Consider the following 21,443-nt stretch of genomic DNA (forward strand, 5'->3'; position numbering starts at 1 on the left):
ACCTGAAGTCCATCAAGGGCTCGGGTCCGCACGGCCGCGTCGTGAAGTCGGACGTGGAAGCCGCCAAGAGCGGCGGCGCCCCGGCCGCCAAGGCCGCGCCGGCTCCGGCCGCCGCTGCTTCGGCCCCGGCCGCCGAGCCGCGCAAGGTCCAGTCGCTGGAGCAGATGGGCATCCCCGCCGGCTCCTACGACCTCGTCCCGCTGGACGGCATGCGCAAGACCATCGCGCGCCGCCTGACGGAAAGCTTCCGCGACGTGCCGCACTTTCCGCTGACGATCGACATCGAGCTGGACGGCCTGCTGGCCGCCCGCGCGAAGATCAACAGCCTGCTTGAAGGCCAGGGCGTGAAGGTGTCGGTCAACGACATCGTCATCAAGGCCGCCGCCGTGGCGCTGAAGCGCGTGCCGGAGGCCAACGCCTCCTACACGCCCGAAGGCATCGCCATGCACAAGCATGCCGACATCGCCGTGGCCGTGGCCATCGACGGCGGCCTGATCACCCCGATCATCCGCGCCGCCGAGACCAAGGGTCTCGCCCAGATCTCGGCCGAGATGAAGGACCTGGCCGCCCGCGCCAAGGCCAAGAAGCTGAAGCCCGAGGAATTCCAGGGCGGCACCTTCTCGGTCTCGAACCTCGGCATGTTCGGTATCAAGGCCTTCTCGTCGATCATCAACGAGCCGCAAGGCGCGATCATGAGCGTCGGGGCCGGCGAGCAGCGTCCGGTGGTCAAGAACGGCCAGCTGGCCGTGGCCACGGTCATGACCGTGACCCTGACCTGCGATCACCGCGTGGTCGACGGCGCGGTCGGCGCCAGGTTCCTGGCGGCCTTCAAGCCGCTGATCGAGGAGCCGCTGACCCTGATCGTCTAAGGGCGGCCTTTGCCTTGAAATCCTCGCCCCTCGACCAAACGCGGGGCGGGGATTTCGAAAGCGGCCGGGCAGGGTCCCATCCTGGATTTTTCAGGACGGGGACGGCCCCGGGGAGAACACGCGATGTCGGTCTACGAATTCTCGGCCAAGACGCTCGAAGGCAAGGACGTCAGCCTGGCTGACTATCGCGGCCAGGTGCTGCTGATCGTCAACACCGCCAGCAAGTGCGGCCTGACCCCGCAGTACGAAGGCCTGGAAGCGCTCTACAAGGCCAGCAAGTATCGCGGCCTGACCATCCTGGGCTTTCCCTGCAACCAGTTCGGCAGCCAGGAGCCGGGCACGGCGGAGGAGATCGGCAGCTTCTGCTCGCTGACCTACGACGTGACCTTCCCGATGATGGCCAAGATCGACGTCAACGGCCCCTCGGCCCATCCGCTCTACGCCTATCTGAAGAAGCAGCAGAAGGGCGTGCTGGGCACCGAAGGGATCAAGTGGAACTTCACCAAGTTCCTGATCGATCGCGACGGAAACGTCGTCGAGCGTTTCGCCCCGACCACCAAGCCTGAAGAGCTCCAGGCGGCCGTCGAGGCGCTGTTATAGATTTCCCAGGCCGGCCCCGCGGGGCCGGTCGTTCGACGCCGCCGCTCCCCCGTGCGACGTCCAAGCTAGGGTAAGACTACCATGTCCACGGAATTCGATGTCGTCGTCATCGGCGCCGGTCCGGGCGGCTACGTCGCCGCCATCCGCGCCAGCCAGCTGGGCCTGAAGACGGCGATCGTCGAGCGCGAGAACCTGGGCGGCATCTGCCTGAACTGGGGCTGCATCCCCACCAAGGCGCTGCTGAAGTCCGGCGAGATCTTCGAACAACTGTCGCACCTCGACAGCTACGGCCTGGCCGTCGAGAAGCCCTCGTTCGACTTCAACAAGATCATCGAGCGCTCGCGCGGCGTGGCCAAGACCATGTCGGGCGGCATCGCCTTCCTGATGAAGAAGCACAAGATCGAGGTCATCGAGGGCGAGGCCAAGCTCGAAAAGGGCGCGCCCGCTCCGAAGGTCGTGATCGCCCTGAAGGCCGGCGGCAGCCGCACGGTCCAGGCCAAGAACGTCATCCTGGCCAGCGGCGCCCGCGCTCGCAACATCCCGGCCATCGGCGCCGTCTCCGACGGCGACAAGGTCTGGACCTATCGCGACGCCCTGGCGCCGAAGTCGATGCCCAAGTCGCTGGTCGTGATCGGCTCGGGCGCCATCGGCATCGAGTTCGCCAGCTTCTACCGCGCCCTCGGCGCCGAGGTGACCGTCGTCGAAGCCGTCGACCGCATCATGCCGGTCGAGGACGCCGAAGTCTCCAAGGCCGCCCAGAAGGCCTTCGAGAAGCGCGGCATCAAGTTCCGCATCGGCGCCAAGGTCACCAAGATCGACAAGACCGCCGCCGGCGTGTCGGTCTCGGTCGAGGTCGGCGGCAAGGCCGAGCAACTGACCGCCGAGAAGTGCATCGTCGCCATCGGCATCGTTCCGAACACCGAAGGTACGGAAGCCGTCGGCCTGACGCTCGACCGCGGCCACGTGGTCACCGGCAAGCACGGCGAGACCAACGTGCCCGGCCTCTACGCCATTGGCGACGTCGCCGGCGCGCCCTGGCTCGCCCACAAGGCCAGCCACGAGGGCATCCACGCCGCCGAGTACATCGCCGGCTACAAGACGCCCAACGTCCACTCGCCGATCCCGGGCTGCACCTACGCCAACCCGCAGGTCGCCTCGGTGGGCTACACCGAAGCCGGCGCCAAGGCCGCGGGCCTCGAGGTCAAGGCCGGCCGCTTCCCGTTCAAGGTCAACGGCAAGGCCGTGGCCGCGGGCGAGACCGAGGGCTTCGTGAAGACCGTGTTCGACGCCAAGACCGGCGCCCTGATCGGCGCCCACATGATCGGCCACGAAGTGACCGAGATGATCCAGGGCTTCGTCACGGCCATCACGCTGGAAGCCACCGAGGAAGACCTGCACGGCATCGTCTACGCGCACCCGACCATGTCGGAAGCCATGCACGAAGCCTCGCTCGACGCCTACGGCCGCGTCCTGCACATCTGATCCGGCGAGGGGGGCGGAGTTTGTCCGAACCCGGATGAACTCCCGTTCCCGGGTCTGTCCCAGACACACTTTGTCACGGGACAGCAAAGGCCCGGTCGCTATGAAGACCCGCCCGACAGGCCGTCGGGCGGGTCTTCTGCATTCCGGGTGACGATCTTGCGCGCCTCCATCCAGCTCCCGCTGGCGACCCTCGTCGCCGGCCTGTGCCTCGCCACGTCTCCAGCCCTGGCCCAGGACGGGTTGCTGAGCGCCGAGGACGCCGCCGCGCTGCGGGCCGAGATCGCGACCCTGAAGGCCCAGCTCCAGCGGATGGAGCAGCGGCTCGACGGCGCCACCGGCGCGCCGCAGCGCACGGCCCCGCCAGCTCCGCCCATCGCGACCGCCGCCGCGTCGGCCAAGGCGCCTGCTCCTCCCACCGAGATCGCGTGGAAGGGTTCGCCGCAGTTCACCGCCAGCGGCGGTCGCAGCTTCAAGGCCAAGGGCCGCATACAGACCGACGTCGGCTATGTCGGCCGGCCCGACGGCTCGACCGATCGCGGCCTGGGCTACGCCGCCGAGATGCGCCGTATCCGCCTGGGCGGGGAGGGCGGCCTGGGCGCCGGCGTCGGCTACAAGCTGGAACTCGAGCTTTCCGACAACGGCGTCGACCTGGTCGACACCTTCGTCACCTACAAGACCGGCGGCTGGCAGTTCGCCGTGGGCAACCAGAACCAGTTCCAGTCGCTCGACGAACTGACCGGCGACACCTCCGGCTCGGTCATGGAGCGGGCGGCCTTCACCGACGCCTTCAGCTTTGAGCGCCGCCTGGGTCTCGCCGCCCAGTACGAGAAGGCCGCCTGGCTGCTGCAGGCCGGCCTGTTCGCCGACGACATCACCGCCCTGTCCAACGACAGCGACGGCGCCAGCGGCGGCGACGAGAACAACAGCTACGGCCTGGACGGCCGCGTGGTCTATGCGCCCAAGCTCGGCAAGACTCAGCTGCACCTGGGCGGCTCGGCTCACTGGCGTGACCTCAAGCGCGTGGGCGACGCCGGCACGCGCTATCGCCAGCGGCCCTACGTCCACACTAGCAACACCCGCGTGATCGGCACCTCGACGCTCGCTGTCAGGGACGAGGCGCACTACGGCCTGGAAGCCGCCTTCGTGCGCGGCCGCCTGCACGGCGCGGCCGAGACCCACTGGCTGGAGAGCGACCTGGCGTCAGGCCCCGACGCGCGCTTCTTCGGCGGTTATGCCGAACTCGGCTGGTTCCTTACCGACGACACCCGCGGCTACAAGTCCGGCATCTTCGACCGCGCCAAGCCCAGGAAGCCCTTGGGCGGCGGCGGGATCGGCGCGCTGCAGGTCAACGCCCGCTACGACCATCTCGACCTCAACGATGGCCCGATCGTCGGCGGCCGCCAGGATGCGGTGATCGCCGCCCTGATCTGGCAGCCGGTCGAGTATCTGCGCTTCAACCTCAACCACGCCTACCTGGCCTACCAGGACGCCACGCCCCTGGCCGACGGCGATCGCGACTATGGCGTCCACGTCACCGGCGCGCGGATGGAGCTGGATTTCTAGAAAACGCCCCTCTCCCAGAGGGAGAGGGAGGGGCCCGCGCGAAGCGTGGGAGGGTGAGTGGTTACGCCCTCAACCGGCGTGCCGGCACGCTGTCTTCGGTCCCTAACCCCTCATCCGTCGGCTACGCCGCCACCTTCTCCCTCTGGGAGAAGGAAGACAAATTACGGCCGCTTGCGCACCTGCGCGTCCACGCTCCATTCCCCCGGCCCGGCGAACACCAGGTAGAGGAACACGAAGCTGAACAGGATCGCGGCCTCGCCGCCGTTCAGCGCCGGCCAGAAGCCCTGGCTGAAGTGGGCTAGAAAATAGGCTACGGCCATCTGACCCGACAGCAGGAACGCCACCGGCCGGGTGAACAGGCCCAGCACCAGCAGGCCGCCGCCAACGACTTCCAGCACGGCCGCGGCCAGCAGCAGCGGCGGTAGGGGATCGGGCGCGCCGGGCTGTGCGGCCGGGAAGTGGAAAAGCTTCATCAGGCCGTGCTCCATGAAGAGCAGGGCGGCGATGATGCGCAGCAGGCTCAGCACCCGCGGGGCCCACACGTACAGTCGTTCCAAGGCTTTCTCCCGTTCCAACGCTTCGGTTCACGCGATCGACCGCCGCTCTTTCCGCAAGGGATCGGAGCGACGGCCGCAAGCTCTACTGAAACGCCCGGGGAGGGGCGAAAGTTCGTCAGGCTATCAGGCCGCCTGGCTGTCGGTCTCGGCCATGCGCTGGATAGCGACATAGTCGGTCTTGCCGCTGCCCAGCACGGGCACCTGGGTGACCTTCAGGATCTTGCGCGGCACCGCCAGTTCCGGCGCGCCGATGGCTTGAGCATGAGCCACCAGCGGCGCGGCCGTGGCGGTCTGGCAGTCGGTGACCAGGATCAGCTTCTCGCCCTTCTTCTTGTCGGGCATCGAGATCACGGCGTGGCGGCCGTTGGGCCACACGGCCACGGCCAGGTCTTCGGCCGCGGTCAGCGACACCATCTCGCCGCCGATCTTGGCGAAGCGCTTCACCCGGCCCTTGATGGTGATCCAGTCGTCGTCGGTCATGGTGACCACGTCGCCGGTGTCGTGCCAGCCGCCCTCGGGAGCGTCCAGGCCGCCGTCCTCGCGCAGATAGCCCGACATGATGTTGGGGCCGCGCACGTAGAAGCGGCCGCCCTCGGCGATGCCTTCGACCGGCTCGAGACGGGTCTCGATGCCCGGCAGCAGGCCGCCCACCGTGCCGGCGCGGTTGTCGGTCGGCTTGTTGACCGCGATCACCGGCGAGGCCTCGGTCGCGCCGTAGCCTTCCAGCACCGGCACGTCGCCGAAGCGCTCCTTGATCAGGGCGTGGGTCTCGTCGCGCACCTTCTCGGCGCCGCAGACGATGAACTGCAGACCACCCAGTTCGTCGGTCTCCGAAGCCCGGGCGTACTGGTTGACGAAGGTGTCTGTGGCCAGCAGCAGCGAGGCCTTGCTGTCCTTGATCAGCGGCGGGATCTGCTTGGTGTGCAGCGGCGAGGGGTACTCGAACGCCTTCATGCCCTGCAGCAGCGGCAGGATCACGCCGGCGGTGAGGCCAAAGCAGTGGAACACCGGCAGCGGGTTGAACATCACCCAGGCCGGATCCAGCGGAATATGGGCGGCGATCTGGGCGGCGTTGGAGACGAGGTTGGCCTGGCTCAGCACCACGCCGCGCGGCGCGCCGAAGCTGCCCGAGGTGAACAGCACCACGCCCTTGTCCGAGGGCTTGGCCGGGCTGCGGAACTGGCGCGGGAAGGCGCCGGCCGCGGCCGCGAACAGCTTGTCGGTGAGGCCGATCGTCTTGCGGACGTCTTCCAGGTAGACGACCTTGGCCAGGTCGTCGATCGCATCGACCACGTCATGCAGCTTGCCCAGCTCGATGAACTTGTGGGCGGTCAGCACGTGCTGGACGTTGGCCAGCTTCACCGCGGCCTTGATGTTCCGCAGGCCCGCCGTGAAGTTCAGCATGGTCGGCACGCGGCCGAAGGCGTGCAGGGCGAAGAACACCACGACCGCGCCGACGCCCGAGGGCAGCAGCACGCCGACATGCTCGCCGGGCTTGGTCATGGCCGCGATCTTGCGGCCCAGGGCGAAGCTCGCCCGGATCAGGTCGGTGTAGCTCAGAGGGTTGCGGTCCTGGTCCTCCAGGATCGGCTTTTTGGCTCCGAACTTGTCCTTGGCGTCGATCAGGGCGTCGAAGAGCGCCTTTTGGCCGTCTTCGGCTTTAAAAACTACCGGCATGCCGGCGAAACCTCCCACAAAGGCGCGAGTTCCGCCCTCGTTCGATTGAGCAGGGAGCCTAGCGATCCCGGCGGGGTTTGCAAAGATCGGTCACGTTTCGTGATCGAACCCCGTTCTTCAGGTGGGGTGCAAACCCTTGCGGCTCAAGGTCTGGCGGCGGATCGACGGCCGGCGCCGCGCACGGTCTGGATCACGGCCTCCAGCCAGGGACCCCGCACCGAATCCCGCTCCAGGTGCAGCGCGTGGCGCCCGCCCGGCAAGCGGGTTTCGCGACAGTCCGCCAGCGCCTTGCAGACGCTGGCCTGGGCCGAAGAGGGCGTCACCGTATCGGCGTCGCCGGCCAGCAGCAGGGTGGGGATCTTCACGCCGCCCAGGTCGTGGGCGGCAGCGTCCAGCACGTCGTAATAGGCCGCGTAGAGGCCAAGGCTCGGCGCGCCCATCCGCAGGTCCGGATTGGCCGTCTGCCAGGCGTGGTTGACCGCGCCGCGCACCGGATCGCCGGTCAGGCCCAGCGCCTTGTCGTCGGGACCGTCGCGCCGCCAGTCCTGGGCCGTCGGCCAGGCCAGGAACGACAGCCTGGCCTGTCGCGCCAGCCTGGCGGTCTTGATCAACTGGGCCTTGGGGGCGGGCAGGGCGCCGAGTTCGAAGGTCGGCGCCGACAACAGCAGGGCGTCGGCCATCAGGCCCTCCTCGGCGGCGCGCAGGGCCACCAGCCCGCCCTGGCCCTGACCCAGCACCGTCAGCGGCAGGCGGCCATCCGGGCGGATCACCGCCTTGACCATCGCCTTGGTCGCCGTGACGTCGGGGGCGTAGCTGAGCACGTGGCCGCGCTCACGCTTGCCGGTCAGCCGCTCGGAGCCGCCCTGGCCCTGGCGCTCTAGGATCCACACCACCACGCCCTTGGCGTTGAGGTCATTGGCGGTCTCGAACCAGGTCTCGGCGCTCTCGCCATAGTCGGTCAGGATCAGGATCTGGCTGGTCGGCGCGCCGTGCGGGGCGCTGACGCCGTAGCGCTGCACCGGGTCGTCGCCGACCTGCAAATAGCCCCACGCCCAGCCATTCGGCGGCAGGAAGCGGCGCTCCAGGCCCGGCGAGGTCCGGCTGTCGGCGAAAGGCGCGCGGGATCCTTGCTCGCCGCAGGCGAAAAGGGGCAGGGCGAGCAGCAGGACGAGCACATGGCGAAGCATATAGGCCACTCATTTCGCGCCTTTGCGCCGCATGCAAGATCGAGAGCTTGATCCGGAGGCCAAGAAGGCCGATCTAGGCCCACATGGTCACGTTGATCGATACGCTGAAGGCTCGCGGTCCCGAGGAACGCGCCGTCCGCCACCCCGAAAAGCAGAATCGCCCGGATACGCCGGTCCTGCGCAAACCCGATTGGCTGCGCGTTCGCGCGCCTGGTTCGGGCCAGTACAACGAGACCAAGGGCATCGTGCGCGAGCACAAGCTGACCACGGTCTGCGAAGAGGCGGCCTGCCCGAACATCGGCGAGTGCTGGAGCCAGAAACACGCGACCATGATGATCATGGGCGAGATCTGCACCCGCGCCTGCGCCTTCTGCAACGTCACCACCGGCCTGCCGACCCAGCTGGATCCGGACGAGCCGCGCCGCGTGGCCGAGGCCGTCGCCAAGATGGGCCTCAAGCACGTCGTCATCACCTCGGTCGACCGCGACGACCTGATCGATGGCGGCGCCCGCCACTTCGCCGAGGTCGTCACCTCGATCCGCGCGATGTCGCCCGGCACGACCATCGAGATCCTGACGCCGGACTTCCTGCGCAAGGATCAGGCCGAGAACGTGGTGATCGACTCGCGGCCCGACGTCTTCAACCACAATCTGGAGACCGTGCCGCGGCTCTATCTGAAGATCCGTCCCGGCGCGCGCTACTACAACTCACTGCGCCTGCTGGACCGCGTGAAGCAGCGCGATCCGTCCCAGTTCACCAAGTCCGGCCTGATGGTCGGCCTGGGCGAGACGAAGGAAGAGGTCATGCAGGTGATGGACGACATGCGTTCGGCCGGCGTCGACTTCATCACCATCGGCCAGTACCTGCAGCCGACCCGCAAGCACGCGGCCATCGACCGCTTCGTCACGCCGGAAGAGTTCAAGGCCTATGAGGCGATCGCCCGGGCCAAGGGCTTCCTGATGGTGTCGTCCAGCCCGCTGACCCGCTCGTCGCACCATGCGGGCGAAGACTTCGCCAAGCTGCAGGCGGCCCGCCGGGCGCTCGACGCCAAGGCTCGCTGATCCTTGCATCGCCACGTCGTCACTCGGGTGCTGCCCTACGCGCCCGAACAGCTCTTCACGCTCGTCGGCGACGTCGAGGCCTATCCGTCGTTCGTGCCGTGGATCACGGCCATGCGCACCTGGAACGCCAGCGAGAGCGGCGACATCTCCAGCCTGGACGCCGAGGCCCAGGTCGGCTTCTCGTTCCTGCGTGAGAAGTTCGCCACCCGCGTCCGCCGCGACAAGGCCGACCTGAGTGTCGGCGTCAGCCTGCTCTACGGGCCGTTCAAGCGGCTGTCGAACCAGTGGCGGTTCTCGCCGCATCCAGACGGAACCACTGTCGACTTCGCCATCGACTTCGCCTTCAAGTCGAAGGTGCTGGACGCCCTGCTGGCGGCCAACATGGACCGGGCGGTCGACAAGCTGATCGCCTGCTTCGAGGCCCGCGCGGCGCAGCTCTATGGCGTGAAGGCCTGAGGCCTGCTCATTTCGGAACGGCGGGCGTCCAGGGCTTGGTGTCCTTCGGGCCGGCCCAACTGATGAACATCAGGCATTCGTCCGTAAGACAGTCGTCGGCATGGCCCTGTCCGCCCGGCTGGAACCAGTAGCTGCCCGGCCCCAGCGATTTGGCGTTTTCCCGGCCGCTCTGCGGCGTCCAGTGCTTCATGACGCCGCTGATCACCGTGAGGCGATAGTCGCTGGTATGGAAATGAAGCTGGCCTTCGCTGCGCGGCGTCTTCATCAGCATGTCGGACGGACCCGTGGCCGGGTCGCCGCGCAGGACGGCGATCTGCGCCCCGCCGGGGTTCGTCGGCGAGACGGGCGCGAACTTGGCGTCCTCGAAGGGGATGATAAGCAGCTGTTCGGCGTCGCTCCGCGCGACGGTCTTCCGCTCGGCGGCGCCGGATGCGCTTGCGAGCGCGGCCAGCAGAACGGCGTAGCAGCCGGCGCGTAGCGTTGAGTTGGACGAAGGCGGGCGCAACATCAGGCGTTTCCTCGATGCGTGATGACCCCACCGAAGATAACCGGCGTTATTTCGAATGATGTGCGCTTTGGCGCCGAATCTAGTCCCGCTTCCCCGCCGCCTCCTCGACGCGGTCGGCGAAGTCGCCCAGGTTGGCGAACAGGTTCTCCACGGCGAACACCAGGCCGAAGGTCCGGGCCGCGTCGTCGAAGCCCAGTTCCCGCGTCGCCCCGATGTCGCGCATGCCCTCGACCGCGTCCTGAAAGGTCTGGTGGCCGGCGGCGAAGGCGATCCGGTCGGGCCGGGCGGTTCCCGACAGGCTTTGGGCCACGCCGCGCAGATAGGCTGACGAGGCCGACAGCATGGCCGCCGTCGGCGGGCCCAACGTCGGGGCGGGTAGGGCTTCGCGCAGGGCTCGGCCGATCATCACGCAGTCGTTGCGCAGCCTCCACAGCGTGCGGGGCAGGGCGTCCGACACCGAGCGGTCGGAAAGCTTGCTGGCTGTCTCGCGGTCGGCCTCGGTCATGGCCGTCTGCAGCTTCGACAGCGCCTTCAGGGTCTCGTCATAGTGCTCGCGCGCGTCCAGGTTGCTCGGCGCGCCTTCCAGTTTGGCGGCGTAGTGCGACAGCAGGTCGGCCAGCAGACCGGCCGCCTTCTGGCTGCTCGACACCACCGACTGGTGCGCCCGGGCCGGGAAGATCAGCAGGGTGGCCGCGACGCCCACCAGGCTGCCGACGGTGATCTCGGCCACCCGCAGGAAGGCCGCCGTCAGCGGGTCCATGTGCGTCGTGGTGCCGATCAGCATGATCACGGCGGTGATCGGCGCGACCTTGAAGGCCGGGCGCACGGCGGCCAGGAACGCCAGGGCCGCGGCCGTGACCGCCAGGATCGGACCGCCCCATTCGGGATGGCGGCTGTGCAGCCAGGCCGCGACGGCGCCGCCCGCCGCCCCGACCACGGTGCCCATGAACCGCTCGATTGAGGCGGTGATGGTCGCGCCCAGGCTCGACTGCACGACGATGACGGCCGTGAACACCGCCCAATAGCCCTGCGGCAGATGCAGGAGCGTGGCCAGGGCATAGGCGACGACGACGGCCGCAGAGACCCGCACGGCGTGACGCAGTTCGCTCTTGCGCTTGGCCGCCGCGCCCAGGGCCGATCGCGAAAAGCCCGCCCCGACGAACCGCCGCCAGTCGGAGGGCGCGCTGTCGGGCATCAGGCCACGGCCTCGCGCAGCATCTCCAGCGCCGTGCGGATCGCCGCCAGCTGCACCGCCTCGCGCGTCTGGCCGTCGAAGTGCTCGTGCCGATGGACGACCGAACGGTTGGCGCGGGCGACGGCGAAATGCACCGTGCCGACCGGCTTCATCGGCGTGCCGCCGCCGGGGCCGGCGATGCCGGTGATGGCCACGGCCACATGGGCGTTGCTGTTGGCCAGGCCTCCTTCGGCCATCATCCGCGCCACCGGCTCGGAAACGGCCCCGTGGTCGGCGATCAGGTCACCCGGCACGCCGACCATCTCGCTCTTGGCGCGGTTGGTGTAGGTGACGAAGCCGCGCTCAAAGACGTCGGACGCCCCCGAGATCGCGCAGATCGCGCCCGCCACCAGCCCGCCGGTGCAGCTTTCGATCGCCGTCAGGCGCAGCTTCTTCTCGCGCGCCTCGTCGATCAGCAGTCGGGCCAGGGTTTCGATCTCGATGGGAAACATGCCGCGACTCCTTTGAGCGTCACTCTAGAGGGGTGTCTCGACCGTAGCCACGGCTTGCGCGGCCAGACCCTCGCCTCGGCCGGTGAAGCCCATCTTCTCGGTCGTGGTCGCCTTCACGCTGACGCGGTCGAGCGGCAGGTCCAGGATCTGCGCCAGGCGCGCCCGCATGGCCTCGCGGTGCGGCTTGATCTTGGGCCGCTCGCAGATCAGCGTCACGTCCACATTGATCAGGCGGCCGCCGCGCTGGCGAACCAGGTCGACGGCGTGGATCAGGAACTTGTCCGAGGCCGCGCCCTTCCACTGCGGGTCGGTCGGCGGGAAGTGGTCGCCGATGTCGCCGTCGCCGATCGCGCCAAGAACCGCGTCGGTCAGGGCGTGCAGCCCGGCGTCGGCGTCGGAGTGGCCGATCAGGGTCTCGTCGTGGGCGATCTCGACGCCGCACAGCCACACCGATTCTCCCGGACCCCAGCGATGGGCGTCGAAACCCTGGCCGATGCGGGTGATGCGGGCCGCGCCCGCCAGCCGTTCGGCCATGGCGAAGTCCTCCGGATAGGTCAGCTTGGTCAGCAGCGGGTCTCCCGGCGCGATGGCGACCTTGCCTCCGTGGGCCTCGACCACCTGGGCGTCGTCGGTCGGTTCGGTCTGCCCGCTCCAGGCGGCGTAAGCGGCCAGCAGGCGGTCGCGGCGGAAGGCCTGCGGGGTCTGGGCGCGCCACAGGCCGTCGCGCGACGTCGTGGTCGCCCCCGACTCGCCGCCGCGCTTGCCAACGTACTTGAGCGTGTCGGCCACGGGCAGGGCGGGAACCACGCCGTCGGCGTTTTCCAGCGCCGTCAGCACGCCGTCCACGACGGCCTTGGTCAGGAAGGGGCGGGCCGCGTCGTGCACCAGCACCGGCTCGTCGGCCGGGCGATGGGCGAGGGCGGCCAGGCCCGACTGTACCGACAGCGCCCGCGTGGCGCCGCCCGGCGCGAACCGCCAGCCGCCGAGGCCGGCCAAGGTTTCGCCCAGGATGTCCTGCATGGTGGGATCGGTAACGATTACGAGATCGGCGGCCCCGGCCGCCAGCAAGGCCTCGACCGACCAGCGCAGGATCGGCTTTCCCGCCAGATCCCGCCACTGCTTGGCCTGGCCGGGTCCGGCACGGGTTCCGCTGCCTGCGGCGACGACGACGGCTGAGAAGGTCATGGCCCGTGTCTAACGTTGTCGTCGCGCATGTCCAGCGAACGGAGGGCTTTACTGCGCTGCACAATGTGCCTAAAAACACAGCGGTGGGGATGATCATAAAATGAGCAAGCAGCTCGCAGTCGGCGCCGTCACGGTGCCCGGACGGGTGTGGATTGCGCCTATGACAGGCGTTTCCGACCTTCCGTTCAGAGAAACGGCCACGCGCCTCGGCGCTTCATACGTGGCCACCGAAATGGTCGCCTGCGCGGAATTCGCGAAGGGCCGGCCCGACGTCGTCCGCCGCGCGGCCGTCGGCGAAGGCCTGCCGCTGATGGTCGTACAGCTTGTCGGCCGCGATCCGGAGCACATGGCGCACGGCGCCCGCCTGGCGGCTGAAGCCGGGGCCGAGATCATCGACCTGAACTTCGGCTGCCCGGCCAAGGAAGTCACCGCCGGCGCCGCTTCCGGCTCGGCCCTGATGCGCGAACCCGACCTGGCCGAGGCCCTGGTCGCCGCCGCCGTCGAGGCCGTCGACGTGCCCGTCACCGTCAAGATGCGCCTGGGCTGGGACGACGCCAGCCGCAACGCCCCCGAGATCGCCGCCCGCGCCGAAGCCGTCGGCGCTCGCGCGATCACCGTGCACGGCCGCACCCGCTGCCAGTTCTACAAGGGCGAGGCCGACTGGTCCGCCGTCGCGGCGGTCAAGAACGCCGTCTCTGTGCCCGTCCTCGTCAATGGCGACATCACCGACGCTGACAGCGCTCGCCGCGCCCTCGAGCAATCGGGCGCCGACGGCGTGATGATCGGTCGGGGCGTCTATGGCCGCCCGTGGATCGCTCAGGCCATCGAGGCGGCCCTGGACGGCCGCGACTTCGTCGAACCGGGCGTCGACGAGCGCCTGGCGATCGTCCTGACCCATTTCCGTCGCAGCCTCGCCTTCTACGGCGACCGCCTGGGGCTCAAGATGTTCCGCAAGCATCTGGCGTCCTACATCGAGGCCGCGCCTTGGCCGGAGAGCGCCGAAGCGCGCCGCCAGGCGCGCGCCAGCCTTTGTCGCATAGAGGATCCGGTTGTTCTGGAGGCGGCCCTGGCCGACCTCTGGCTCGCCGGCGGAAGGATCGCCGCATGACCGACCGCGCCCGCGCCATTACCGGTCCCGCGCTGGACGCCCTGAAGGCCGCCGCCTTCGAGCTGAGCCCCGAGCCCGCCCTGGTCGTCGACCGCGACGGCGCCCTGGTGGCCGTCAACGAGGCCGCCGAGGCCCTGTTCGGCCACGGCCTTTCGCTGCTCGCCCGCGGCCGTTTCCGCGCCGCCCTGCCGCCCGGCTCGGTGCTGGTCTCGCTGATGGATCGCGCCGTGTTCGAAGGCGCGCTGGTCCGCGAGCACGGTGTCGAGGTCAATCTCTTCGGCCAGCCGCCGTTCGAGGCCGACGGCGCCGCCTCGCCCCTGGGCGACGGTTCGGTGCTGCTGACCCTGCACGTCAAGGGCGCGCTGGGCGTCGAGAACGCCGCCGACGCGGCGGGCCTGCGCTCGGTCGTGGGCCTTGGCCGCATGCTGGCCCACGAGATCAAGAACCCGCTGGCCGGCATCCGCGGCGCGGCCCAACTGCTGAAGACCGGCGCCAGCGCCGCCGACCAGCCGCTGGCCCAGCTGATCGTCGACGAGACAGACCGCATCCGCCGCCTGGTGGATCGCATGGAGGCCTTCTCCGACCAGGCCCCGACCCCGCGCGAGGCCGTCAATATCCACCAGGTGCTCGACCGCGTGCGGGCGCTGGTGGTCAACGGCGTCGCCGACGGCCTGCGCTTCCGCGAGCAGTACGATCCGTCGCTGCCGCCGGTCTGGGGCGATGAGGACCATCTGATCCAGATCTTCCTGAACCTGGTGAAGAACGCCTCGGAAGCCGCCCACATGCGCGGCGACGGTCGTGGCGAGCTGGTCATCCACACCGCCTGGCGCCCCGGCGTTCGAGTGCGCGGCGTGGACGGCAAGCCGGCCTCCAGCGCGCCGATCGAGATCCGCGTGCAGGATAACGGGCCGGGCGTGCCCCAGAGCCTGCGCGAGCACCTGTTTCAGCCCTTCGTGACCACCAAGGCCAACGGCACCGGCCTTGGCCTGGCCTTGGTCACCAAGCTCGTGACGGCCCATGGCGGCCTGATCGATTTCGAATCCGAGCCCGGCCGCACCGTTTTCCGCGTGCTGCTGCCTGTGGCGCCCGAACCCTCCTTGGGAGACGCGTGAGTAGATGAACGCCGCCAACAAGAAGATTCTGATCGCTGACGACGACTCTTCGGTTCGTCTCGTCCTCAGCCAGGCCTTCACCCGTCTGGGCTACCAGGTCCGGGCCACCGGCAACGCCACCACCCTGCTCAAGTGGGTCAGCGACGGGGAGGGCGATCTCGTCGTCACCGACGTGATGATGCCCGACGAGAACGTGTTCGACGTGCTGCCGCGCATCCGCAAGGAGCGCCCGAAGCTGCCGATCATCGTGATGAGCGCGCAGAACACCCTGCTGACCGCGGTCAACGCCGCCGACGCCGGGGCCTTCGAGTACGTCTCCAAGCCGTTCGACCTCGACGACGTCACCGCGGCCGCCCGCCGCGCCCTGTCGCGTCCGGCCGACGCCGAGGCCTCCAAGGCCCAGGCCCGCGCCATGCGCGACGAGCGCCTGCCGCTGATCGGCCGCTCGGCGCCGATGCAGGAGGTCTATCGCACCATCGCCCGCCTGGTCGGGGCCGACCTCACCGTCCTGATCCTGGGCGAAAGCGGCACCGGCAAGGAGCTGGTCGCCCGCGCCCTGCACGACCTGGGCCGCCGCCGCGACGGCAAGTTCGTGGTCCTGAACCTGGCGGCCGTGCCGCGCGAGCGGGTCGAGACCGAGCTGTTCGGCCGCGGGGAGGGCGACCTCGGCCGTCTCGTCGAAGCCGACGGCGGCACCCTGTTCCTCGACGAGATCGGCGACATGCCGCTCGACGCCCAGACCCGCCTGCTGCGGGTGATCGACGGCACCGAGCCGGTCGTGAACCCCAAGACCGGCCGTCGTCCCAACGTCCGCATCATCGCCGCCACCAATCGCGACCTGCGCGGCCTGATCCAGCAGGGCCTGTTCCGCGAAGACCTGTTCTTCCGCCTGAACGTCGCTCCGGTGCGCCTGCCGCCCCTGCGCGACCGTTCGGAGGACATCCCGGACCTTGCACGCACCTTCCTGCTGCGCGCCAACCGCGAAGGCCTGCCGGCCAAGACCATCGACCAGAGCGCGCTCGACCGCATGAAGAGCCACTCCTGGCCCGGCAACGTACGCGAGCTGGAGAACCTGATCCGGCGGATGTGCGCTCTCTACGCCGAGGAGCTGATCACCGCCCGCATCGTCGATCGCGAGCTGCAGGACCATTCGCCCGCGCCCCGCGCCGACGAAGGCCCGGTCACGCTGGCGGCCCTGGTCGAGCGCCACCTGGCCTCGCACTTCGCCGAGCAGCCCGACGGCGTCCCGGCCGCCGGTCTCTACGACCGGGTGCTGCAGGAGGTCGAGCGTCCGCTGATCCAGCTGACCCTGTCGGCCACGCGCGGCAACCAGGTGCGGGCGGCCGAAATCCTCGGCCTGAACCGCAATACGCTGCGCAAGAAGATCCAGGATCTGGGCGTCGAGATGAGCCGCGGTCGCCGCTAGGCGCTAAACGGATTTGGTTGCTGACGCTTTTTCAGCACATGGGTGTTGAGTTTGGGGCACACCCCGCCCTAAACTCAACCCGATGTCGTCGATCCCGTCAGTTTCGGAATCGGAAGACCGCCCGCGCCGCTTCAGCCGGCTCTGGTGGCGTGAGCTTCTGAGGTCACGCTACGTCCTCGGCGGCGGTTACGCCCTGGCGGCCGTACTCACGGCCACCGGCGTCGGCCTGGCCTCGTCGCCGCCGACCACCGGACCGATCGGACCGGCCAGCACCGTGATCCTGGTGGTGCTGGGCTTCAACCTGGCCCTCATCCTCTGCATCGCGGCCATCGTCGGCTGGCGGCTGCTCGATCTGATCGACGCCCGTTCCAGCGACGCCGGCGCGCGCCTGCACCTGCGCTTCGTCGGCCTGTTCTCGGTGGCGGCCGTCGCCCCGGCGGTGATCGTGGCCCTGTTCTTCGGGGTGCTGGTCAACCGCGGCGTCGACGGCTGGTTCAGCAAGCGGGTGACGACCGTGGTCGAGAACTCGGCCACCGTGGCGCGCTCCTACGTCTCCGAGCAGACGGCCTATATCAGCCAGCACATGGGCCCGATGGCCGGCATGCTGAACACCGCCGCCCCGGCCATGGCCGAGTCGCCGGTCGCCTTTGGCCACTTCCTGAAGAACCTCGCCGACGACAACGGCTTCTCGGCCGCCTACGTGCTCGACCGCGACGGCCGGATTCTCGCCAGGGCCGAGGCCGAGAACGCTCCGCCGTTCCTGGCCCCGCCGCCCTCCAGCTTCCGCTGGACCGACACCGGCGAGATCACCTCGCAACGCTTCGTGTCCGAAGACCTGTTCCGGGCGCTCTACAAGCTCAAGGGCTTCGAGGACGGCTACCTCTACATCGCCCGGCCCATCGACAAGGGCATCCTGGCCCACCTGATCGAGTCAGAAGAGTCGCTGATCTCCTATCGCGACGCCGCCGAGAACCGGGCCCGCATCCAGGCGATCTTCGGCCTCAGCTACGCCGAAACCGCGCTGTTGGTGCTGGTCGCCGCCGTCTGGGTCGGCATCGCCGCCGCCAACTCGATCGCCGCCCCCGTCTCGGGCCTCGTCCAGGCGGCCGGACGCGTCTCGGCCGGCGATCTGGACGCGCGGGTCGATGTCGAGCTTGGTCCCGAGGAGATCCGGGCCCTGTCCAACGCCTTCAACATGATGACGGCCGATCTTCAGGCCCAGCAGGCCGCCCTGAAGGCCGCCAGCCTCGACGCCGAGTCGCGCCGCCAGTTCATCGAGACCGTGCTGTCGGGCGTCAGCGCCGGGGTCATCAGCCTGGACGGCGCGGGCCGGATATCGGCCCTGAACCGCCGCGCCGGCGCGCTGCTGGCGCTCGACGACGAGGCCGTGGGCCAGGATCTCGTCGAGGCCGCCCCCGAATTCGCCGAGGTGCTGGAAGAGATCAGCCAGGGCCGTCCCAACGCGGAGGTCGAGATCGATGTCGTGCGCGGCGGCGAGACCCTGCGCCTGCGCGTGCGGGCCGCCGGCCACGCCGCCGAGGGCCAGGTCCTGACCTTCGACGACGTCACCCGCCTGATGGCCGCCCAGCGCAACGCCGCCTGGAAGGACGTCGCCCGCCGCATCGCCCACGAGATCAAGAACCCGCTGACCCCGATCCAGCTGTCGGCCGAGCGCATCCGTCGCAAGTACCGCAAGGACATCACTAGCGATCTCGAGACCTTCGACCGCTGCACCGACACCATCATCCGCCAGGTCGGCGACATCGGCCGGATGGTCGACGAGTTCTCGGCCTTCGCCCGCATGCCCGCGCCGCGCTTCGCGCCGGCCGACGTGGCCGAACTGCTGCGGGCCGGCGTCTTCGCCCAGCGGGTGGTCGATGTCGAGACCGACGTCGTCATCGACGAGCCGGGCGGGGCGGTCTGGGTCAATTGCGACGCCCGCATGATCGGCCAGGCCCTGACCAACATCCTGAAGAACGCCGGCGAGGCCGTGGGCGCGCGTCGCCACGCGACGCCCGAGCCGCGCGGCCACATCGACGCGACCCTGGTCTCCGACGACGACAACCTTTGCATCGTCGTCGAGGACAACGGCGTCGGCCTGCCCGCCAAGGATCGCGACCGGCTGGCCGAACCCTACGTGACCACCCGCGAGAAGGGCACGGGCCTAGGCCTGGCCATCGTCAAGCGGATCATGGAGGACCACGGCGGCGAGCTGGTCCTCACCGACGCGCACGGCCACGCCGGCGCGCGCGTCGTCCTGAAGTTCCCGGCGTCGGCGCGGCTCGCCGCCGCGCCTTCCGTCCACGGCGTAGAGGAGATGACATGAGCGCCGACGTGCTGGTGGTCGACGATGAAGTCGACATCCGCGATCTGGTGGCCGGGATCCTGGAGGACGAAGGCTACGCCGTTCGCACGGCCGCCGATTCCGACCAGGCCCTGGCGGCCATCCGCGCCCGCAAGCCGGCCCTGCTGATCCTCGATATCTGGATGCAGGGCGGCGGTATGGACGGTCTCGAGCTGCTCGATATGATCAAGACGCTCGACGCCGACCTGCCGGTGATCATGATCTCGGGCCACGGCAACATCGAGACCGCCGTCAGCGCCATCAAGCGCGGCGCCTACGAGTTCCTGGAGAAGCCGTTCAAGTCCGACCGGCTGCTGCTGGTGGTCGAGCGCGCGCTGGAGGCGACTAACCTCAAGCGCGAGAACCGCCGCCTGCGGGCCCAGAGCTTCGCCTCCGACGGCCTGATGGGCAAGTCGCAGGCCGCCCAGGCCCTGCGCCAGATGATCGCCAAGGTCGCCCCGGCCAACAGCCGCGTGCTGGTCGCCGGTCCCCCCGGCTCGGGCAAGGAGCTGGTCGCTCGCCTGATCCACAGCGCCAGCGCCCGCACCAAGGCCGAGTTCGTCGCCGTCAGCTCGGCCGGCATGGCCCCCGAACGCCTAGACGTCGAACTGTTCGGCGAGGAGGGCGAGAACGGTCGTCCGCGCAAGATCGGCGTCTTCGAGCGCGCCCACGGCGGCACTCTCTATCTCGACGAAGTGGCCGACATGCCGCGCGAGACCCAGAGCCGCATCCTGCGGGTGCTGGTCGAGCAGCGTTTCCGCCGCGTCGGCGGCGACAACGACGTGCAGGTCGATGTGCGCGTGATCTCGTCCACCTCGCGCGACCTGCGCGAGGAGATCGCCGCCGGTCGCTTCCGCGAGGACCTGTTCCACCGCCTCAACGTCGTGCCCGTGCGCGTGCCCGGCCTGGCCGAGCGGCGCGAGGACATCCCCGAGCTGATCAGCTATTTCGTCGAGCGGATCTCCGAGGCCACCGGCATGCAGCGCCGTCGCCTCGGCGAAGACGCCCTGGCGACGCTTCAGGTCCAGGCGTGGCCGGGCAACGTTCGCCAGCTGCGCAACAACGTCGAGCGGATGCTGATCCTGGCGGCGGGCGAGCCCGGCGACCTGATCACCGCCGACATGCTGAACGCGGCCGACCAGCCCTCCAGCGGCGGTTCGGGCGCGATCGGCGCCGAGCGGATCATCGCACTGCCGCTGCGCGAGGCCCGCGAGCTGTTCGAGCGCGAATATCTCAACGCCCAGATCCTGCGGTTCGGCGGCAACATCTCGCGCACGGCCAACTTCATCGGCATGGAGCGCTCGGCCCTGCACCGCAAGCTGAAGTCTCTGGGCGTGGCCGGCGGCCGCGGCGAGGAAGAAGAGTAAGGACCCCGATGTCGCGTTTCGCTTACGTCAACGGCCGCTTCGTGCGTCACGGCCAGGCCGCCGTGCACATCGAGGACCGCGGCTACCAGCTGGCCGACGGCGTCTATGAGGTCTGGGCGGTGTTCGACGGCAAGCTGGCCGACGCCGCCGGCCACTTCGCCCGCCTGTGGCGCAGCCTCGACGAACTGCGCATCGCCCACCCGATGAGCGAGGCGGCGCTGACCATCGTGCTGCGCGAAGCCATCCGCCGCAATCAGGTGCGCGAGGGCCTCGTCTACCTGCAGGTCACCCGCGGCGTCGCCAAGCGCGACCACGCCTTCCCCAATCCGGACGTGCCGCCGGCCGTGGTGATCACCGCCCGTTCGGTCGATCGCGCCGCCGCCGAGGCCAAGGCCGCCAAGGGCTCCGGCGTCGTCACCGTGCCCGAGAACCGCTGGGGCCGTTGCGACATCAAGACCATCGGCCTGCTGCCCAACGCCCTGGCCAAGCAGGCCGCCCGCGAGCGCGGCGCCATCGAGGCCTGGTTCGTCGACGACCTGGGCCTGGTCACCGAAGGCGCCTCGTCCAACGCCTGGATCGTCGATGCGGATGGCCGTCTGCGCACCCGCGACACCCAGGCCAACATCCTGCGCGGCGTCACCCGCCTGACCTTGCTGGACGTCATCGCCGAAGCGGGCCTTCCGGTCGAGGAGCGGCCGTTCACCGTGGAAGAGGCCAAGACCGCCCGGGAAGCCTTCATCACCGGCGCCGGCAGCTTGGTCACGCCGATCGTCAGCATCGACGGCGACAAGATCGGGGATGGAACGGTCGGGCCGGTGGCGAGCCGCCTGCGGCGCGCCTATATCGAGCGGGCGAAGGCGGGAGCGATCTAAGCTTCCTCGCCGCCACGCGTGCATTTTTCGCCGAAGGCCATGTCCAACGGCGAAAAATGCTCTAGCATGAACTTGTTTGTGTGGAGGGCGTGTTGCCCTCCGAAATCAACGAGAGGGGAATCCCCAATGTCCGCCGACAAGAAACAAAACCTTCAGGACACCTTCCTGAACAGCGTGCGCAAGTCCAAGACGCCGCTCACCATCTTCCTGGTCAACGGCGTCAAGCTGCAGGGCGTGGTCAGCTGGTTCGACAACTTCTGCGTCCTGCTGCGCCGCGACGGCCAGTCGCAACTGGTCTACAAGCACGCCATCTCGACGATCATGCCGGCTCAGCCCGTTCAGCTGTACGAGCCGAGCGCCGATCAAGACGACTAAGTCCAAGG

General features: G+C 69.1%; 20 protein-coding genes. 13 read left to right on the forward strand and 7 right to left on the reverse strand.

Going from position 1 to position 21,443, the window contains the following annotated elements:
* The 4 genes from AC2YHT_RS08755 to AC2YHT_RS08770 form a co-directional block, all read left to right on the forward strand.
* Nucleotides 1-869 (forward strand): 2-oxo acid dehydrogenase subunit E2 (locus AC2YHT_RS08755; protein WP_487289225.1); only part of this gene is annotated, 869 nt, incomplete at its 5' end.
* 123 nt (nt 870-992) lie between these two features.
* Nucleotides 993-1,469, forward strand: coding sequence for a glutathione peroxidase (locus tag AC2YHT_RS08760; RefSeq protein ID WP_487289226.1), 477 nt, complete (start codon nt 993-995; stop codon nt 1,467-1,469).
* An 81-nt stretch (nt 1,470-1,550) separates the two neighbouring features.
* Nucleotides 1,551-2,951: a dihydrolipoyl dehydrogenase gene (gene lpdA / locus AC2YHT_RS08765; RefSeq protein ID WP_487289227.1), complete on the forward strand. Its 1,401-nt coding sequence runs from the start codon at nt 1,551-1,553 to the stop codon at nt 2,949-2,951.
* 156 nt (nt 2,952-3,107) lie between these two features.
* Nucleotides 3,108-4,514 (forward strand): OprO/OprP family phosphate-selective porin, encoded by a 1,407-nt coding sequence (locus AC2YHT_RS08770; protein WP_487289228.1) that lies wholly within the window; start codon nt 3,108-3,110, stop codon nt 4,512-4,514.
* A 161-nt stretch (nt 4,515-4,675) separates the two neighbouring features.
* Here the strand turns inward: AC2YHT_RS08770 and AC2YHT_RS08775 are convergent, their stop codons facing one another.
* From AC2YHT_RS08775 to AC2YHT_RS08785, 3 genes are all read right to left on the reverse strand, one after another.
* Nucleotides 4,676-5,071: a DoxX family protein gene (locus AC2YHT_RS08775; protein WP_487289229.1), complete on the reverse strand. Its 396-nt coding sequence runs from the start codon at nt 5,069-5,071 to the stop codon at nt 4,676-4,678.
* A 123-nt stretch (nt 5,072-5,194) separates the two neighbouring features.
* Entirely contained in the window at nt 5,195-6,748 is a 1,554-nt protein-coding gene (locus tag AC2YHT_RS08780) for an AMP-binding protein (protein ID WP_487289231.1), read from the reverse strand.
* 143 nt (nt 6,749-6,891) lie between these two features.
* Nucleotides 6,892-7,935: an alpha/beta fold hydrolase gene (locus tag AC2YHT_RS08785; RefSeq protein ID WP_487289232.1), complete on the reverse strand. Its 1,044-nt coding sequence runs from the start codon at nt 7,933-7,935 to the stop codon at nt 6,892-6,894.
* An 83-nt stretch (nt 7,936-8,018) separates the two neighbouring features.
* Between AC2YHT_RS08785 and lipA the strand changes: the two genes are divergently transcribed.
* Together lipA and AC2YHT_RS08795 are read left to right on the forward strand one after the other, a co-directional pair.
* Nucleotides 8,019-8,996, forward strand: a complete 978-nt coding sequence (lipA, locus tag AC2YHT_RS08790; protein ID WP_487289234.1) for a lipoyl synthase — start codon at nt 8,019-8,021, stop codon at nt 8,994-8,996.
* A gap of 3 nt (nt 8,997-8,999) precedes the next feature.
* Nucleotides 9,000-9,452: a type II toxin-antitoxin system RatA family toxin gene (locus AC2YHT_RS08795; protein WP_487289235.1), complete on the forward strand. Its 453-nt coding sequence runs from the start codon at nt 9,000-9,002 to the stop codon at nt 9,450-9,452.
* Between the two features lie 7 nt (nt 9,453-9,459).
* Here AC2YHT_RS08795 and AC2YHT_RS08800 read toward each other — a convergent pair whose 3' ends face one another.
* From AC2YHT_RS08800 to AC2YHT_RS08815, 4 genes are all read right to left on the reverse strand, one after another.
* Nucleotides 9,460-9,960 (reverse strand): cupin domain-containing protein, encoded by a 501-nt coding sequence (locus AC2YHT_RS08800; RefSeq protein ID WP_487289236.1) that lies wholly within the window; start codon nt 9,958-9,960, stop codon nt 9,460-9,462.
* Between the two features lie 79 nt (nt 9,961-10,039).
* Complete coding sequence (locus AC2YHT_RS08805; protein WP_487289238.1) at nt 10,040-11,155, reverse strand: FUSC family protein; 1,116 nt, start codon at nt 11,153-11,155, stop codon at nt 10,040-10,042.
* The gene (locus tag AC2YHT_RS08810) at nt 11,155-11,646 is read right to left on the reverse strand and encodes a CinA family protein (protein ID WP_487289239.1); all 492 of its coding nucleotides are present in this window, start codon (nt 11,644-11,646) and stop codon (nt 11,155-11,157) included. The genes AC2YHT_RS08805 and AC2YHT_RS08810 overlap by 1 nt, the downstream gene beginning before the upstream one ends.
* A 24-nt stretch (nt 11,647-11,670) precedes the next feature.
* Entirely contained in the window at nt 11,671-12,831 is a 1,161-nt protein-coding gene (locus AC2YHT_RS08815; protein ID WP_487289240.1) for a bifunctional 2-C-methyl-D-erythritol 4-phosphate cytidylyltransferase/2-C-methyl-D-erythritol 2,4-cyclodiphosphate synthase, read from the reverse strand.
* Between the two features lie 100 nt (nt 12,832-12,931).
* On the opposite strand from AC2YHT_RS08815, the gene dusB reads away from it, so the two are divergent.
* From dusB to hfq, 7 genes are all read left to right on the forward strand, one after another.
* The gene (dusB, locus tag AC2YHT_RS08820; RefSeq protein ID WP_487289242.1) at nt 12,932-13,939 is read left to right on the forward strand and encodes a tRNA dihydrouridine synthase DusB; all 1,008 of its coding nucleotides are present in this window, start codon (nt 12,932-12,934) and stop codon (nt 13,937-13,939) included.
* Entirely contained in the window at nt 13,936-15,051 is a 1,116-nt protein-coding gene (locus AC2YHT_RS08825) for a two-component system sensor histidine kinase NtrB (RefSeq protein WP_487289244.1), read from the forward strand. Before dusB ends, AC2YHT_RS08825 begins: the two co-directional genes overlap by 4 nt.
* 4 nt (nt 15,052-15,055) lie before the next feature.
* Nucleotides 15,056-16,477 (forward strand): sigma 54-interacting transcriptional regulator, encoded by a 1,422-nt coding sequence (locus AC2YHT_RS08830; RefSeq protein ID WP_110122062.1) that lies wholly within the window; start codon nt 15,056-15,058, stop codon nt 16,475-16,477.
* A gap of 82 nt (nt 16,478-16,559) precedes the next feature.
* Nucleotides 16,560-18,803 (forward strand): sensor histidine kinase NtrY-like, encoded by a 2,244-nt coding sequence (locus AC2YHT_RS08835; protein ID WP_487289246.1) that lies wholly within the window; start codon nt 16,560-16,562, stop codon nt 18,801-18,803.
* Entirely contained in the window at nt 18,800-20,188 is a 1,389-nt protein-coding gene (gene ntrX, locus AC2YHT_RS08840; protein ID WP_110122060.1) for a nitrogen assimilation response regulator NtrX, read from the forward strand. The genes AC2YHT_RS08835 and ntrX overlap by 4 nt, the downstream gene beginning before the upstream one ends.
* Before the next feature lie 8 nt (nt 20,189-20,196).
* Entirely contained in the window at nt 20,197-21,060 is an 864-nt protein-coding gene (locus AC2YHT_RS08845) for a D-amino-acid transaminase (RefSeq protein ID WP_487289247.1), read from the forward strand.
* A 126-nt stretch (nt 21,061-21,186) separates the two neighbouring features.
* Entirely contained in the window at nt 21,187-21,435 is a 249-nt protein-coding gene (gene hfq, locus AC2YHT_RS08850; protein ID WP_058348899.1) for an RNA chaperone Hfq, read from the forward strand.
* Nucleotides 21,436-21,443 lie beyond the last annotated feature (8 nt).

This window comes from Caulobacter sp. SRI_008, from assembly GCF_057586355.1.

Excerpts from the sequence above, each read along its gene's own strand:
- AC2YHT_RS08830 (WP_110122062.1), top strand. The coding sequence starts at position 15,056 with ATGAACGCCGCCAACAAGAAGATTCTGATCGCTGACGACGACTCTTCG.
- AC2YHT_RS08805 (WP_487289238.1), bottom strand. The coding sequence starts at position 11,155 with ATGCCCGACAGCGCGCCCTCCGACTGGCGGCGGTTCGTCGGGGCGGGC.
- lipA (WP_487289234.1), top strand. The coding sequence starts at position 8,019 with ATGGTCACGTTGATCGATACGCTGAAGGCTCGCGGTCCCGAGGAACGC.
- AC2YHT_RS08835 (WP_487289246.1), top strand. The coding sequence starts at position 16,560 with ATGTCGTCGATCCCGTCAGTTTCGGAATCGGAAGACCGCCCGCGCCGC.
- AC2YHT_RS08780 (WP_487289231.1), bottom strand. The coding sequence starts at position 6,748 with ATGCCGGTAGTTTTTAAAGCCGAAGACGGCCAAAAGGCGCTCTTCGAC.
- AC2YHT_RS08800 (WP_487289236.1), bottom strand. The coding sequence starts at position 9,960 with ATGTTGCGCCCGCCTTCGTCCAACTCAACGCTACGCGCCGGCTGCTAC.
- AC2YHT_RS08845 (WP_487289247.1), top strand. The coding sequence starts at position 20,197 with ATGTCGCGTTTCGCTTACGTCAACGGCCGCTTCGTGCGTCACGGCCAG.
- AC2YHT_RS08815 (WP_487289240.1), bottom strand. The coding sequence starts at position 12,831 with ATGACCTTCTCAGCCGTCGTCGTCGCCGCAGGCAGCGGAACCCGTGCC.
- hfq (WP_058348899.1), top strand. The coding sequence starts at position 21,187 with ATGTCCGCCGACAAGAAACAAAACCTTCAGGACACCTTCCTGAACAGC.
- AC2YHT_RS08785 (WP_487289232.1), bottom strand. The coding sequence starts at position 7,935 with ATGCTTCGCCATGTGCTCGTCCTGCTGCTCGCCCTGCCCCTTTTCGCC.
- lpdA (WP_487289227.1), top strand. The coding sequence starts at position 1,551 with ATGTCCACGGAATTCGATGTCGTCGTCATCGGCGCCGGTCCGGGCGGC.
- AC2YHT_RS08810 (WP_487289239.1), bottom strand. The coding sequence starts at position 11,646 with ATGTTTCCCATCGAGATCGAAACCCTGGCCCGACTGCTGATCGACGAG.
- AC2YHT_RS08760 (WP_487289226.1), top strand. The coding sequence starts at position 993 with ATGTCGGTCTACGAATTCTCGGCCAAGACGCTCGAAGGCAAGGACGTC.
- dusB (WP_487289242.1), top strand. The coding sequence starts at position 12,932 with ATGAGCAAGCAGCTCGCAGTCGGCGCCGTCACGGTGCCCGGACGGGTG.
- AC2YHT_RS08825 (WP_487289244.1), top strand. The coding sequence starts at position 13,936 with ATGACCGACCGCGCCCGCGCCATTACCGGTCCCGCGCTGGACGCCCTG.
- ntrX (WP_110122060.1), top strand. The coding sequence starts at position 18,800 with ATGAGCGCCGACGTGCTGGTGGTCGACGATGAAGTCGACATCCGCGAT.